Annotated in this window: 14 protein-coding genes and 9 tRNA genes; 3 read left to right on the top strand and 20 right to left on the bottom strand. The window is 45.4% G+C overall.

Annotated elements, in window-relative coordinates; all coding sequences use genetic code 11:
* Positions 1-6: 6 nt before the first annotated feature.
* The 8 genes from ACHUFW_RS17055 to hemA form a co-directional block, all read right to left on the bottom strand.
* Positions 7-1263: a DUF819 family protein gene (locus ACHUFW_RS17055; RefSeq protein ID WP_394204673.1), complete on the bottom strand. Its 1257-nt coding sequence runs from the start codon at positions 1261-1263 to the stop codon at positions 7-9.
* Positions 1264-1379: 116 nt separating this feature from the next.
* Positions 1380-2168: a transglutaminase family protein gene (locus ACHUFW_RS17050; RefSeq protein WP_394204671.1), complete on the bottom strand. Its 789-nt coding sequence runs from the start codon at positions 2166-2168 to the stop codon at positions 1380-1382.
* Positions 2168-2554 (bottom strand): SirB2 family protein, encoded by a 387-nt coding sequence (locus tag ACHUFW_RS17045; RefSeq protein ID WP_394204669.1) that lies wholly within the window; start codon positions 2552-2554, stop codon positions 2168-2170. The genes ACHUFW_RS17050 and ACHUFW_RS17045 overlap by 1 nt, the downstream gene beginning before the upstream one ends.
* Before the next feature lie 141 nt (positions 2555-2695).
* Positions 2696-3622, bottom strand: a complete 927-nt coding sequence (locus tag ACHUFW_RS17040; protein ID WP_394204667.1) for a bile acid:sodium symporter family protein — start codon at positions 3620-3622, stop codon at positions 2696-2698.
* Positions 3623-3647: 25 nt separating this feature from the next.
* Complete coding sequence (locus ACHUFW_RS17035) at positions 3648-4670, bottom strand: DUF2157 domain-containing protein (RefSeq protein ID WP_394204665.1); 1023 nt, start codon at positions 4668-4670, stop codon at positions 3648-3650.
* 179 nt (positions 4671-4849) lie between these two features.
* Positions 4850-5692 (bottom strand): peptide chain release factor N(5)-glutamine methyltransferase, encoded by an 843-nt coding sequence (prmC, locus tag ACHUFW_RS17030; RefSeq protein ID WP_394204663.1) that lies wholly within the window; start codon positions 5690-5692, stop codon positions 4850-4852.
* 39 nt (positions 5693-5731) lie between these two features.
* Positions 5732-6817 carry a peptide chain release factor 1 gene (gene prfA, locus ACHUFW_RS17025; RefSeq protein WP_394204661.1) on the bottom strand — a complete coding sequence of 362 codons (1086 nt, stop codon included), beginning with the start codon at positions 6815-6817 and terminating at the stop codon, positions 5732-5734.
* 13 nt (positions 6818-6830) lie between these two features.
* Positions 6831-8081 carry a glutamyl-tRNA reductase gene (gene hemA / locus ACHUFW_RS17020; RefSeq protein ID WP_394204659.1) on the bottom strand — a complete coding sequence of 417 codons (1251 nt, stop codon included), beginning with the start codon at positions 8079-8081 and terminating at the stop codon, positions 6831-6833.
* Positions 8082-8365: 284 nt separating this feature from the next.
* On the opposite strand from hemA, the gene lolB reads away from it, so the two are divergent.
* The 3 genes from lolB to ACHUFW_RS17005 all read left to right on the top strand — a co-directional run bounded on the left by lolB (position 8366) and on the right by ACHUFW_RS17005 (position 10893).
* Positions 8366-9034, top strand: a complete 669-nt coding sequence (lolB, locus tag ACHUFW_RS17015; protein WP_394204657.1) for a lipoprotein insertase outer membrane protein LolB — start codon at positions 8366-8368, stop codon at positions 9032-9034.
* Positions 9027-9881 carry a 4-(cytidine 5'-diphospho)-2-C-methyl-D-erythritol kinase gene (gene ispE / locus ACHUFW_RS17010; RefSeq protein WP_394204655.1) on the top strand — a complete coding sequence of 285 codons (855 nt, stop codon included), beginning with the start codon at positions 9027-9029 and terminating at the stop codon, positions 9879-9881. The genes lolB and ispE overlap by 8 nt, the downstream gene beginning before the upstream one ends.
* 64 nt (positions 9882-9945) lie before the next feature.
* The gene (locus ACHUFW_RS17005; RefSeq protein ID WP_028775241.1) at positions 9946-10893 is read left to right on the top strand and encodes a ribose-phosphate pyrophosphokinase; all 948 of its coding nucleotides are present in this window, start codon (positions 9946-9948) and stop codon (positions 10891-10893) included.
* Between the two features lie 54 nt (positions 10894-10947).
* Here ACHUFW_RS17005 and ACHUFW_RS17000 read toward each other — a convergent pair whose 3' ends face one another.
* From ACHUFW_RS17000 to ychF, 12 genes are all read right to left on the bottom strand, one after another.
* A complete protein-coding gene (locus ACHUFW_RS17000) occupies positions 10948-11361 on the bottom strand; it encodes a hypothetical protein (RefSeq protein WP_394204653.1) in 414 nt (137 codons plus the stop codon).
* 12 nt (positions 11362-11373) lie between these two features.
* Positions 11374-11832 (bottom strand): hypothetical protein, encoded by a 459-nt coding sequence (locus ACHUFW_RS16995; protein ID WP_394204651.1) that lies wholly within the window; start codon positions 11830-11832, stop codon positions 11374-11376.
* A gap of 445 nt (positions 11833-12277) precedes the next feature.
* A tRNA-Leu gene (locus ACHUFW_RS16990) sits at positions 12278-12362 on the bottom strand.
* Positions 12363-12457: 95 nt separating this feature from the next.
* Positions 12458-12542: transfer RNA gene (locus ACHUFW_RS16985), tRNA-Leu, on the bottom strand.
* A gap of 47 nt (positions 12543-12589) precedes the next feature.
* Positions 12590-12664 (bottom strand) — tRNA-Gln (locus tag ACHUFW_RS16980).
* Between the two features lie 45 nt (positions 12665-12709).
* Positions 12710-12794, bottom strand: a tRNA-Leu gene (locus tag ACHUFW_RS16975).
* A 64-nt stretch (positions 12795-12858) separates the two neighbouring features.
* Positions 12859-12935: transfer RNA gene (locus ACHUFW_RS16970), tRNA-Met, on the bottom strand.
* Between the two features lie 18 nt (positions 12936-12953).
* Positions 12954-13028: transfer RNA gene (locus ACHUFW_RS16965), tRNA-Gln, on the bottom strand.
* Positions 13029-13054: 26 nt separating this feature from the next.
* A tRNA-Gln gene (locus tag ACHUFW_RS16960) sits at positions 13055-13129 on the bottom strand.
* Positions 13130-13174: 45 nt separating this feature from the next.
* Positions 13175-13259 (bottom strand) — tRNA-Leu (locus ACHUFW_RS16955).
* A gap of 47 nt (positions 13260-13306) precedes the next feature.
* Positions 13307-13383 (bottom strand) — tRNA-Met (locus tag ACHUFW_RS16950).
* 275 nt (positions 13384-13658) lie between these two features.
* Entirely contained in the window at positions 13659-14750 is a 1092-nt protein-coding gene (ychF, locus tag ACHUFW_RS16945) for a redox-regulated ATPase YchF (protein WP_394204649.1), read from the bottom strand.
* Between the last annotated feature and the right edge of the window lie 6 nt (positions 14751-14756).

Raw genomic sequence — 14756 nt, 5'->3', positions numbered from 1 at the left:
ACCTAATTATGATGCGACGACCTGTAAGATCTGTCCACATAACCACGCCATATAAGTCCCTACAGCATAGCCCAGTACGGCTAACAGTACACCTACTGGCGCCAATGCAGGATGAAATGCTGCGGCAACCACTGGCGCAGAGGCAGCACCTCCCACATTTGCCTGACTGCCCACAGCCATGTAAAACAGCGGCGCTCGGATGATTTTAGCCACCAGCAACATAAAGCTTGCATGGACAATCATCCAAATAATACCAATCGCAAAATACCAAAGATTTTCTGCATCAAACAGTTTAAATACGTCCATATGCAGACCAATCGTCGCCACTAGGATGTATAAAAATGCAGAAGCGACTTTCGATGCGCCCGCAGCCTCAAGATGGCGAACAGGGCTAAAGGAGAGCGCCAAGCCAATAGTTGTGACCGTCACAATCAGCCAAAAGAACTTGGAGGTTAGACTGTAGTCACGGGTCCATGGGTAGTTTTCAGCAAAAAACGGCCCTAAGAAATCGGCAACCACATGGGCAAGACCTGTAATACCAAAACCTACCGCGACAATCATCATCAAGTCTTGCAGCGTTGGAATACGGGCATGTTCAGCATGGTATTGCTCAACTTTAATTTTTAAGCGCTCAATGGCGGAGGTATCCGCGCCCGTTTTAGCATCAATTTGTTTGGCTTTTGATGCCATGAATAACAGCACTGCCATCCAGATGTTCGCAACGATGACATCAACCGTGACCATAATAGAGAAGATATCGCCACCGGTTTCGTAGATCTCTTTCATCGCGGCCTGATTGGCCCCACCACCAATCCAACTACCGGCTAAGGTTGTCATACCCCGCCATACAGCCTCTGGGCCACTAACGCCTAACACTTCAGGATGTAGTGCCGAGACGATTAACAATGCAATCGGCCCACCGATAACAATTCCCACTGTACCGGTTAAGAACATAATTATCGCTTTGGGGCCAAGACCTAAGATAGCTTTTAAATCAACACTTAATATCAACAATACTAAACAGGCGGGCAATAAGTATCGAGATGCCACGTAATAGAGCTGGGAGGAGTGACCATCGATAATATTGAAGGAGTTGAGCAGCGATGGCAGGAAATAGCACATCAATAATGCAGGTATAAATCGATAAAACTTTTGCCAAAAAGGATGGCGACTATTGCTGGTATAAAATACAAATCCCAAAATCACCGCCAACAAGCCAAGGCCCGTTGCGTCATTGGTAACGAGTGCGGTACTGCTGCTCATGATATCCCCCTAGATAACATTTTGATCTTTATTATTTATTGTTGGTTTGTTGCAAATGCTGTTTTATCAGGCTCGGATCAGGCAAAAAGCCGCACTGAAACAGTGCGGCTTATCCGTTAATGATAAACTTCGCGGTCGTCGCTGAGTTCTTTTAGTTGTAATTTCACCAGTTCGGTCACGGGGTCGTGTGGACTATTATCAACGAAGTGTTTTAAATCCGCAGCAGCCACTTTAATACAACCCAGCTGCTGAGCGATAAATGCACGCTCGCGATTGAGATTTAGGTCATCCTCATGCCATTGCAGCAGCAGGTTACAACACTCCATCGCGGCTTCAAACTGGCTGGTAAGAATCGCACCCGCTTTTATCTCGTGGATCATTCTCGACAAAATACGCTTTAAACTGACCGGTTTTAAGTAACTCGGCTTAAACGGCGCACCGTTACCTAGCTCGCCACGAACAAACACGTGTAGTTGGTGGCGAGTTAACGATTCACCATTAAGTGGATTAATATAACGTACTTGGCCATCAATTCGGCTGGCAAGCAAGGTCATGCCAGGTAGCAATAACACATCTAGCTTTAAGTCTAACTGCTTTGCAAGCAGCATCAGCACCGTCGCTAAGGTCGTACTGTTTCCTTGACGACTGGTAATGCAGGTTGCAAGCGTGGCGGCTTCGAGACTGAAATAGGACTCTCGAGCACAAAAGCCTAAGTCACGATAGAACCAGTTCATCAAAGCATCAAGCCTAGCTTGCTGGTCTACCAAATAGTGGCTGAGAACGGAGCCTGCCAGCTCATACCAAGCCCACTTAGCTTTCTCTTTATCACCAAACCCAAGATGGTGTGCAATATCGAAAGCACTCTCGGGTAAGGTTAAGGTATCTTTTAACTTCAATTGACTCATTAGCCTAATAAAATCGCTTGTTTAAACATGGCAATTTTAGCTGCATAGACTATCCATGCTACTGCACCTAATGCTGCAAAGGTTTTAAATAATCGGTTACGATTTGCTTTTAATGCAATGGCACCTAAGAAAATGTAGGCCACAACGGCACCGAGTTTTTCAGTCAGCCACGGGTCGCTAAATGGATACTGCTTAATCACAAAGCATAGGGTTAATCCTGAAAGTAACAGGAAGGTATCAACCACATGGGGAGCAACTTTAAAAAACTTCTTTTCCATCAATGCTGATTGACGAATATGAAGCGCAAATCGTACGATGAAAAATACCACACTAATCGCGATTAGTGTTAAATGAAGGTGTTTGATTGCAGGGTACAAACTATCCATTTTCTACTCTATCTTGGCTGACAAAGGCGCTAGTGTAACCTATGTCAATGCAAGGCACCAATAGGTTCATCATCCTAGCAATCAGAAAGCCTTATTCTGCTTTCATTTGAATGGAAAGAGCTGTCCCCCAAACTGCAAGGGTTAATGCTGCTTGGCCACGTTAGTTGCCCGACTACCGGACCAGTACCCGGCTAACATCGCACCAGACAAATTGTGCCAAATAGAAAATAATGCCGCTGGCAGGGCCGAAGTTGGCGTGAAAAACTGTACACACAGCGCTGTGGCCAGCCCCGAATTTTGTAACCCCACTTCGATGGAGATGGTTTTGCACACTTTATGGCTAAAGCCCAATACATAGCAAATGCCATATCCAGCCATTAAACCAGTGGCATTATGTAGCACCACAGCCACCAATACCAAGCCACCAATCTGCTCTATACGCGTCGCATTTAACGCCACAATAATGCTAATCGCCATACAGATCGCCAGCACCGAAATCCATGGCAGTAGCCACTTCACCTTATCGACCTGTGATCGTAAAAAATGATTAATCGCGATACCGGCAATCACTGGCAGCAGCACTATTTTTGCTAGGCTCACTAACATCGCCATCACGGGAATATCCACCACCCGCCCGGCGACCAGTTCAATCATCACTGGGGTCATCACCACACCTAACAAGGTTGAGCAGGCAGTCATAGTGATCGACAGAGCGAGATCGCCTTTTGCTAAGTAGCACACCACATTAGACGCCGTGCCTCCAGCCACACTCCCCACCACAACCATACCGAGCGTAAGCTCAGGGCCTAAACCTAAGAGTATACTAATCAGCAAGGCGCTTAGCGACATGACACTAAATTGCAGCAATAAACCCACACTAACCGCTTTATATTGTTTAGCAGCTGCAGTGAAATCACTCACAGAGAGTGATAACCCCATGGCTAACATGATAATCACCAATAACGGTACAATTAAACCGCTATGGCCCTGCAACATATACGGCTGCAGATAAGCGAACACCACGCCAATGATGGCAAGAATGGGAAATAGCCGGTTGATAGTTTGCATAAATACCTTGTTGTAAAATCAACGATTAAAGTTGTCTAAGAAAATCTTGCAGCGGTTGCGGCAACCATGCCCGCATTCGCTGACTTAACATCGCCTCATGTCGCTGCCACACCACGCCAAGATAGATAATCAGTAAGCCAATCAAGGATAATGATATCGGCAACCACCAGCTATCTTCAAACAAGTCAAAAGCCAAATGCCCCAAATAAAAGCTGCAACCTAATGCGCCAAAGACAACAAATACTCGCCGGAGCAGCACCACACCGCTCATCATCAATACAAGATTAATGAATAAATAGCCAAGCTTGGCCAGCTCACTATCAGAGTCTTGTACCGTTAACCCGCCCCAAAAGGCGGCGACGCCAAAAATATACAACCAAAAACTATAATCTTTTGCCTGACTGCGCCACTGTACCCAGATAGCCAGGATTATCATCAACAGGCCACTGTATAGTGAAACTAATGAGCGTAAATCGAAGTTTGCCACCCGCCCCAATATTAACGCGGTTGCATCCATCGACAGATACCACAAGGTCAACGCGATAGGTAATACGATAAATGGATATCTGTAACGCCATACCATCAACACCGCGACCGCTAAGGTAGCCAACTCCATGTATACCCATAGCCAATGAATATGGCGATGGTAATCTTGATAATCAAAATCACTGGGCCAAAAGCCTAACGCCTGTTGCAAGCCGTAGACCGCCAGTGGCGTCAAAGCAACCGTGAAGGTGGCACAGATGCCTGCAGGAATGAGCAAGTGCTTATTGGCGAAATAGCGCCGTAATCCTAGGCCCAATGCCCCATAGATTAGCGTTATCGCGACAATGCCCCAGCCACCAAAGGTTTCCCAGCCTAAATTCATAAACAAGGTCATCGCCCCAATCGCAACACATGCGCCGAAATAATACAGTACATGGGTAAAATCAAAGCGCGGGGTACTTTCATCTTGTGCAGTTAAAAACTGGTACAAATGCTCAGCTTGTTTGCTATCGATAATATCGGCGGCAACAGCTGCTTCTAGCTGCCTACGTGACACGCTCATCACAATCCATCCTCATTCATCCCGTCAATAAAACACCAAGTTACTCTTGATATTATTAACGGTTCAAAATGACTAAAGGGTTATTTTCCTTAAAGATAACCTAATCAAACGGCACTTAAAACAACAACGCCACCACAGAACTCTCTGTAGTGGCGCTGATTTAGCAAAGTAGCTGCTTGCTAACGAGGTAGCCGACCTAATGTACAGCGATCATTACTACCAAAATCTCTTACCGTAGCGACCCCTTCATAACCAAGCTCAATCATTTTGTCTCTAAGCTGCAAAGCCTGACCAAAGCCATGCTCTAACAACAAATAACCACCTGGCGCTAAGTAATCTCTGGCCGCTTGCGCAATATAATAAAGATCGGCAAAACCATGTTCATCGGCCGTCAATGCACTTTGTGGCTCAAAGCGGACATCACCTTGATTTAAGTGCTCATCTTCAGCATCAATGTAAGGGGGATTGGACACAATCAGTTGATAGTCGTAACAGTCAACTGACTCAAACCAATCACTTTGAATGATATTCACCTGAGGTAACTTCAAGTTATCGCGATTAGCTTTTGCCAACGCAACAGCTTCGATGACCTTATCCACCGCCGTGATCTGCCAATCGCTACGCTCATAGGCTAACGACAGCGCAATAGCACCAGTACCAGTACCTAAATCAAGCACTTTAGCGGTTTGCGCCAACGGCAAGTTGAGTGCGGTCTCAACCAATATTTCGGTATCTGGCCGAGGGATCAGGGTGCTGGGATTGACCATAAACGGCAGCGACCAAAACTCTCGCTCACCAACGATATGCGCAATCGGCGTGCCCAGAGCACGACGAGCGACCATATTACTAAAGCTCTCTATCTGCTCGGGATTAAGACGATCGTCTGGCCAAGTATATAAATGACTGCGCGGTTTATGTATGACGTGAAGCAAAATGACTTCAGCATCCAGCTTGGCTGAATCGGAAATATCAACCAACTGTGAAGAAGCCCAAGCTAGGGCTTCTGAGATAGTCTGAAACAAGGGCTATCCTTAACTAGTAGCGAATGCAAACAAGCTGACTTATTCGTCAGACAACGCCGCCAACATATCGGCTTGGTTCTCTTGCATTAATGGCTCGATAACCATATCGAGATCACCTTCCATGATTTCATTCAAACGATACAAGGTCAGGTTAATACGATGCTCGCTCATACGCCCTTGTGGGAAGTTATAAGTACGAATTCGTTCTGAACGGTCACCACTTGCCACCAGGCTGCGGCGGGTGGTTTCTTCTTCACTACGACGCTTTTCGTCTTCAACTGCTTGAATACGTGCAGATAGTACGCTCATGGCTTGAGCACGGTTTTTGTGCTGCGAACGTTGATCCTGACATTCAACCACAATACCTGTAGGAATATGGGTAATACGAATCGCAGAGTCAGTTTTGTTAACGTGCTGACCACCGGCACCGGAAGCTCGGAACGTGTCCACTTTCAAATCAGCTTTGTTAATTTCAATGGCTTCAGCTTCTGGAATTTCAGGAAGAACAATAACCGTACAAGCTGAGGTATGCACTCGTCCTTGTGATTCAGTTTCTGGAACACGTTGAACTCGGTGACCGCCAGACTCAAACTTTAAGTTGCCGTATACGCCTTCGCCTGAGACTTTGATAATAATCTCTTTAAAGCCGCCATGTTCACCTTCGTTAGCATTCATCACTTCAACTTGCCAACGTTTACCTTCGCAATAACGGCTGTACATGCGGAACAAGTCACCGGCAAAAATCGCCGCTTCGTCACCACCCGCACCGGCGCGGATCTCAACAAAAGCGTTGTTATCGTCATTAGGGTCTTTAGGGAGTAATAGAATTTGCAGCTCGTCTTCTAAGGTCTCCAAGGTTTCCTTGGCTTGCTTAATCTCTTCTGCGGCCATCTCTTTTAGATCCGCATCATCTTCATTAAGCATCTCTTTTGCTGCGTCGAGGTCTTCCTCTGCTTGTTGAAAAGCCTTAAAGCTCTTCACGACATCCTCTAGTTGAGCATACTCTTTGGACAGAGCGCGAAAACGCTCCTGATCGGCAATAATTTCCGCGTCACTCAGCAACGCTAATACTTCTTCATTGCGCTCAAGCAAGCCTTCGAGCTTGCGAATTACACTGTCCTTCATTAAAACGCTAACCTTAGTCTTTATCTAATCCGAGCGCCGTACGCAGCTGACCTATACTGTTGAGGTCACCTTGTCGGCTCGCAGCGGTTAGTGCTTGTGTAGGGGCATGGATCAGCTTATTGGTCAATTTGTTTGCCAGTTCAAGGATCAGCTTCTCGCTGTCTCCGCCCTGCGCTAATTTATTGATCGCACGCTCTACCAACTCATCTTTTATCGCCATACTTGCGGTTCGATATTCACGAATACTGTCGACAGATTCTAATGAACGAACCCATTCCATAAAGAGATGAGATTCTTCTTCAGCAATTAACTCAGCTTTCTCGGCAGCCTCGCGTCGCGAGGCCATATTCTGTTCAATAATGCTTTGCAAGTCATCCACGGTATAGAGGAAGGCGTCATCTAATTCACCTACTTCAGCCTCAATATCTCTAGGAACTGCTATATCAACCAATAACATAGGTTGATGTCGACGTTGCTTCAGCGCTTTTTCTACCATGCCTTTACCTAATATAGGTAACGGGCTCGCGGTAGAGGATATCACGATATCGGCCTTAGGTAGATAGTCAGGTATCTGTTCTAGGGTAATTGCTGTTGCACCGAACTCATCGCACATGGCTTCAGCACGAGAAATTGTACGATTTGCCACCACCATTGAATCCACGCCATTGTCTTTTAAATGGCGGGCAACTAACTCAATGGTCTCACCAGCACCCACTAGCAGTACCTTAGTGGCGCTTAATGCCGAGAAGATGTGTTTAGCCATGCTAACCGCAGCAAACGCAACCGATACCGCAGCGGCACCAATTTCGGTTTCGGTACGCACTTTTTTCGCGACAGAAAAGGTATTTTGGAATAAGCGGTCCATGGTCACGGCGACAGTGCCAGCTTCTTTTGCTTTTACAAAAGACTGCTTAACTTGACCAAGAATTTGCGGCTCACCTAATATCAGTGAATCTAATCCCGCAGACACGCGCATCAGATGCTGTACCACTTCTTGTCCCGCATAACGGTACAAACAGGGCTCAACATCTTCATGATTTAACTGATGATACTCTTCTAACCAAGCAATCACATCGGCTTCTTCGCCGGTATTACAGTACAGCTCAGTACGGTTACACGTAGAGATAATGACCGCTTCACCAGTTTTAGTGCGACTGGCGAGGCTTCTCATTGCATCATGAATTTTATCTGGGGCAAACGCTACTTTTTCACGTAGGTCTACCGTAGCGGTTTTATGATTAATACCGATTGCTACAAGGCTCATCTGACTCGTTCTGGACTCTTGGCATCTCATTTATTGAGGCTCATTCTACTGAATTGAACCGACTAAAAACAGAATACGCTTAACAAAACCGAATAATAATATTCATTGTCACCGATTTTTTTAATTAAACCTTTAGCCTAATTGATCAAATTTAGCCAATTATTTGCATCTTTGTTACTTGCGCTGAGGCCAGATATATTAGGCGATTGCGGGAAATTTGCTATCAAGCATTGGTATTTGCGTTCTGCCCTCGTATGATATGCGTTATCGAATATCAGCTATAGATGAATAATTTGAACCACTTCACAAAAATACCCTATATTTGCTTTTTTGCGATGTTCATTTTGTTGCAAGCCTGTTCATCTCGCCCAATACAAAATTTTACTGAGATTAACGTCAGCCATGTAAGCCAAGCCACTGCCTGGGAAATCCAGGGCAAACTCGCGGTGCGTACAGAGCAAGACCGCTTTAGCACTAACCTGTATTGGTTACACACCCCATGGCAGGATGAAATCACCCTCACCACCATGTTAGGCACCACAGTTTTATCATTGACCCGTAATGAAGACGTAGCCACGCTAAAAATTGACGGCAAGACCTATCACGACAGCGATGCACAAAACCTATTATTACGTTTAACTGGCTGGTCTATTCCCATTGATACTTTACCGTTATGGATAACCGGACAATTAAGTCCATCAGATGTGGTCATCGAACGCGATACAGCGAAGCGCCCGATAAAAGCACACACCAAGGATGCCCATTCACCTTGGCAAGTGCATTTCAAATCTTGGCAGCAACAAAGTGGTGCAGCGCTACCTAGATTATTGGATGTCAATAAAGATGATGTTCGCTTAAAAATCCAAGTGAGTCAGTGGCAAGCTCTCGCACCATCAAATACGCCTGCGAGCAATGACTCGCTAAATTTATCTCAAGGAACTGTCAGTGAATAACCCTCGCTCAACCCAGTGGCCTGCTCCAGCAAAACTTAACTTGTTTCTCCATGTTAATGGTCGCCGCGACGACGGATATCATGAGCTGCAAACCTTATTTCAATTTATCGACCACTGCGACTACTTAGATTTTCAAATCAGCGATGATCCAAGTCTGGTTTTACACTCTTCCATGACTGATGTTGTCGCTGACAGCGATAACTTAATTCTCAGAGCCGCAAAATCATTGCAACAACGAAGTGGATGCCAGCAAGGTGCCCGAATTTGGTTAGATAAAAGACTGCCCATGGGAGGCGGGATTGGCGGTGGTTCTTCAGATGCCGCCACCACGTTAGTAGCGTTAAACCAGCTGTGGCAAACCCAATTAACCACCGCAGAGCTTTGTGAGATTGGATTAAAACTAGGCGCTGATGTCCCTGTTTTTATTAATGGTTTAGCGGCTTTCGCTGAAGGTGTGGGTGAACGTTTCACTCCGGTAACGCCCACAGAATATTGGTATTTGGTGATAGTTCCTGATGTGCATGTCTCAACCGCAGAAGTGTTTGGTAATCCGCAGCTTACCCGAGATACGCCTAAGCTAGATTGCCAAACTCTAATGAACAGCGAATGGAAAAATGACTGCCAAAAGCTGGTTTGCGATCGTTACCCGCAAGTTGCCAAAGCGTTGGCGTGGCTGATAGAATATGCGCCGTCCAGAATGACCGGAACAGGATCTTGTGTTTTTGGTCAGTTCGAACAGCAGCAGCAAGCGCTGGATATCTTGGCAAAATTACCAAAAGATATGCGCGGTTTTGTCGCTAAAGGGGCAAATAAATCACCATTAGCGTTGAGACTATCTCAACCCTAAAGCCATCCAAGTACGACATAATGTGCTTGGCCACTAAAATGAAGCATACGCCTGAGGTTCTACAGTGCCTGACATTAAACTATTTGCTGGTAACGCAACACCTAGTCTCGCAAAAAAGATAGCAGATCGCCTATTTTGTAAACTTGGAGACGCAGAAGTTGGCGTGTTCAGCGACGGTGAAATCAGTGTCCAAATTAACGAAAATGTACGTGGTGCGGATGTATTTATCATTCAATCTACCTGTGCACCAACTAACGATAACTTGATGGAACTTATCGTTATGGTTGATGCATTACGTCGTGCATCAGCTGGCCGTATTACTGCGGTAATCCCTTATTTTGGTTACGCTCGTCAAGACCGTCGTGTCCGTAGCGCGCGTGTACCTATCACTGCAAAAGTGGTTGCAGACTTCCTTTCAAGTGTCGGTGTTGACCGTGTTTTGACTTGTGACTTGCATGCGGAGCAAATCCAAGGCTTCTTCGATGTACCCGTTGATAACGTGTTTGGTAGCCCAGTACTACTTGAAGACATGGTTGCTAAAGAACTTGATAACCCAGTGGTTGTATCGCCAGACATCGGTGGTGTAGTTCGTGCCCGTGCTGTGGCCAAACTACTAGATGACTCAGATCTTGCTATCATCGATAAGCGTCGCCCTCAGGCAAACGTTGCTCAAGTCATGCACATCATCGGTGATGTACAAGGCCGTGACTGCATTATCGTTGACGACATGATCGATACCGGCGGCACACTATGTAAAGCTGCTGAAGCGTTAAAAGAACATGGTGCTAATCGCGTATTCGCTTACGCAACTCACCCAGTATTCTCTGGCAATGCCGCTAAGAATTTAGCTGAATCAGTTATCGACGAAGTTATCGTTACAGATACGATTCCATTGAGCCCAGAAATCGCTGCTATCGACAAAGTGTCACAGTTGACCATGTCTACTGTTATGGCTGAAGCTATTCGCCGTGTTAGCAACGAAGAATCTATTTCGGCGATGTTTAAACACTAAGCTGTTATGATTTAACTAAAAAAGGCACTCTATTGAGTGCCTTTTTTGTTTCATTTACAGTGCATAACTACGACGAATAGCGTCATCTCTGACTAACAAAGTTAGCTCATAAGCAATATTACGTCGTAACTTAACTAGCCAGCCAGTCACCTTATCCATGTCAGCTTCACAACGTTTTTTACCACAGTCTGGACGCGATGCATCAAGCAGTTTAAGGCTGATACCCGCAGGTTGATGCACTAATTCCACGTTAACCTGGTAACCCTTGTAATTGAGGCGCGCAAACTGTTGCTTGCCCTGCTGGTCATATACCCACCCAGTTCTAGCAAGCGCTTTGGTCAACATAGCAGCTTCATCTTTCACATAATCCCCGACTGGAACAGGGTCTTGGTATATATGCAACTCATCGGCTTTAATGCTGCTCGACATGCCAAGCAGCGCAATCAATATCAAAATAGCCTTATTCATGGTCTTGCTTCCTTATCGCCGCTGAATTTGTTTAGCAATGCTAACGCGCAAATTTTTAATGTAGTTGTAATAGCCACGACCATTTTTGTAGCAAATATCATCCACTAGATTTTTACACTGATAATCCCCTAGAGCTTGATGGTACTTGAGCTGTACTAATGATTCATCGTATTCAATTCGCATCACATTAGTATCACCACGATAATCAAAGCGCGCCAATATGTAACCGTCTCCTTCACCATCATAAACCCATGCAAAGCCTTTGGTGGTTAGCATGCCTTCCAAAATGGCATAACGCGTTTTTTCTAAGCCGATATTATTGGTTTCGATCTCTTTGTGAACCGCAAGAATATAGCGGTCGGAAGATTTTGGTTTAATGTTTTTGTTAACGTCAAATTTGGCCGGAGCAGCTTGTATTATTGCCGACAGAGAAAACAGCAAACAGCTATAGAATAGAGTTTTTAGATTCAAAATATACACTCCTTGTAATACAAAGAGTTATGCTAACACAATACCCAGCTTGCAACTAGATGAGCCTAAGCAGATATGCCACGGCGCCTTTGCAACAATGGATACCAATCAGTATAAACATTTAGTCACTCAGCGAGAGTTTAGCGCTTCTGAGGCAAGGCAACGAGTGAAGAGCATAGTTGTTCTACGGTTAAGCTCGTTAACACAGCATCAGAAGCGCAAAAACTCGCCGTTCTGGCGCGTTTTAGGCTGCCTACTTCTCCGTTGAATAATTTCACAAGGGAGCAACTATTGTTTCAATTATTCGCCTTGAATTAGTTTGCCTAAAGCGCGCTGAGTAGATCAAATTCTTATACTGATTGGTATAAGCAAAATGAATCTATATACGATGGATTTTACATACAAAAAAGCCCGTCATTAAGACAGGCTTTTTTGTATGTAATAATGGTACGGGAGGAGAGACTTGAACTCTCACACCTTGCGGCACCAGAACCTAAATCTGGCGTGTCTACCAATTCCACCACTCCCGCACGGAGTTGACGTTTTACATCGGTCAAGATGGGACAACAAACTGCCCTTGGCGATCAAAAAAGGCTCATCAGCGATGAACCTCTTATTGCAATAATGGTACGGGAGGAGAGACTTGAACTCTCACACCTTGCGGCACCAGAACCTAAATCTGGCGTGTCTACCAATTCCACCACTCCCGCACTGCAATATCGCACTGGTACTGTTTTACATCTATACCAAGATAATATGGCTGGGGTACCAGGATTCGAACCTGGGAATGCCGAGATCAAAACCCGGTGCCTTACCGCTTGGCGATACCCCAATCTAACTTTTCATGTCATAGATATGTCATCAATGACATTAATAATGGTACGGGAGGAGAGACTTGAACTCTCACACCTTGCGGCACCAGAACCTAAATCTGGCGTGTCTACCAATTCCACCACTCCCGCACGGAGTTATCTGTTTCTCATCAAGATAAAGATGCTTCAATTCAGTAATACACATGAAAGAAGATGGTAGCAATGGCGGGACTTGAACCTGCGACCCCAGCATTATGAGTGCTGTGCTCTAACCAGCTGAGCTACATTGCCACATAAACCATATAAAAATGGCTGGGGTACCAGGATTCGAACCTGGGAATGCCGAGATCAAAACCCGGTGCCTTACCGCTTGGCGATACCCCAAAAGCTTTTTGAGAAGTAGTAAAGAGTGGCTGGGGTACCAGGATTCGAACCTGGGAATGCCGAGATCAAAACCCGGTGCCTTACCGCTTGGCGATACCCCAATCTAACTTTTCATGTCATAGATATGTCATCAATGACATTAATAATGGTACGGGAGGAGAGACTTGAACTCTCACACCTTGCGGCACCAGAACCTAAATCTGGCGTGTCTACCAATTCCACCACTCCCGCACGGAGTTGACATTTTACATCTGTCTAGATGCTTCTTTAAAAGAAGATGGTAGCAATGGCGGGACTTGAACCTGCGACCCCAGCATTATGAGTGCTGTGCTCTAACCAGCTGAGCTACATTGCCATCATTTGTTTCACGCCCCTCTTGCTGAGGAACGGGGCGTATTATGCTTATTCAACGTATGCAGGTCAACAGCTTTTTTTCGCTATTTTAAACTATCTCGCTTGTTCGGCTATAACTTCACCAAAGTGAACAGCAGATGGGCAAATATCGGCTAAATAACGCCATATGCCAGCACAAACCTACTTAAAAGCACGCTCCATAAAACAAAAACGGTCCAACCTTGCGACTGAACCGTTACTATTATTGACGAAAAACCGTCAATTTGGCACTTTTATTTAGACATTAAATAAGAAGTGCATCACATCGCCATCTTTGACGATGTAAGTTTTACCTTCTACTCGCAGTTTACCCGCTTCTTTCGCTCCGGCCTCACCTTTATAGGTGATGAAGTCATCGTAGGCCATCACTTGAGCACGAATAAAGCCACGCTCAAAGTCAGTATGAATCACCCCAGCAGCTTGTGGCGCATTGGCACCAACACGAACTGTCCAAGCACGGACCTCTTTTACACCAGCGGTAAAATAGGTGTGTAAGTCTAGCAATTGGTAACCCGCGCGAATAACACGATCCAAACCTGGCTCGTCTAGACCAAGATCAGCCATAAACTCATCACGGTCTTCTGCATCCATTTCTGCTAATTCAGATTCGATAGCCGCACACACTGCAACAACAACCGCATTTTCTTCGGCAGCAATAGCTTTAACAGCATCTAAGTGAGGGTTATTCTCAAAGCCATCTTCAGAGACGTTAGCTATGTACATTGTTGGCTTTAACGTTAAAAAGTTAAGGTAGCGTACTGCTTCCAGCTCTTCTTTTGATAACTCCATTGAACGCAGCATTTTGCCTTCATCTAGCACTGGGCGCATTTTCTCTAGTACGCTAACTTCAAACTTAGCATCAGCGTCACCGCCTTTTGCTTTCTTAGCTTGACGGGTAATAGCACGCTCACAAGAGTCTAAATCTGCTAGTGCCAACTCAGTGTTGATCACTTCAATATCTGCAGCTGGCGATACCTTGTTTGCCACGTGAACAATATTGTCATCTTCAAAACAACGAACAACATGACCGATTGCATCAGTTTCACGAATATTGGCCAAAAACTTATTGCCCAGACCTTCACCTTTTGATGCACCCGCTACCAACCCAGCAATATCAACAAACTCCATGGTTGTTGGCATCACGCGTTCTGGGTTAACAATTTCAGCTAACGCTTCAAGACGTGGATCTGGCACTGGCACCACACCAGTATTTGGTTCAATCGTACAAAACGGGAAGTTTGAAGCTTCGATACCCGCCTTTGTCAATGCATTAAACAGAGTCGATTTACCCACATTTGGCAGGCCAACGATGCCGCATTTAAAACCCATATTTTT

Origin of the sequence: Shewanella waksmanii (assembly GCF_043643685.1) — a bacterium.
In the GTDB taxonomy this organism is placed as follows: Bacteria; Pseudomonadota; Gammaproteobacteria; order Enterobacterales; family Shewanellaceae; genus Shewanella; species Shewanella waksmanii_A.
Note: the sequence above shows the minus strand (reverse complement) of the source record. Positions and strands in the feature narration are given on the sequence as shown.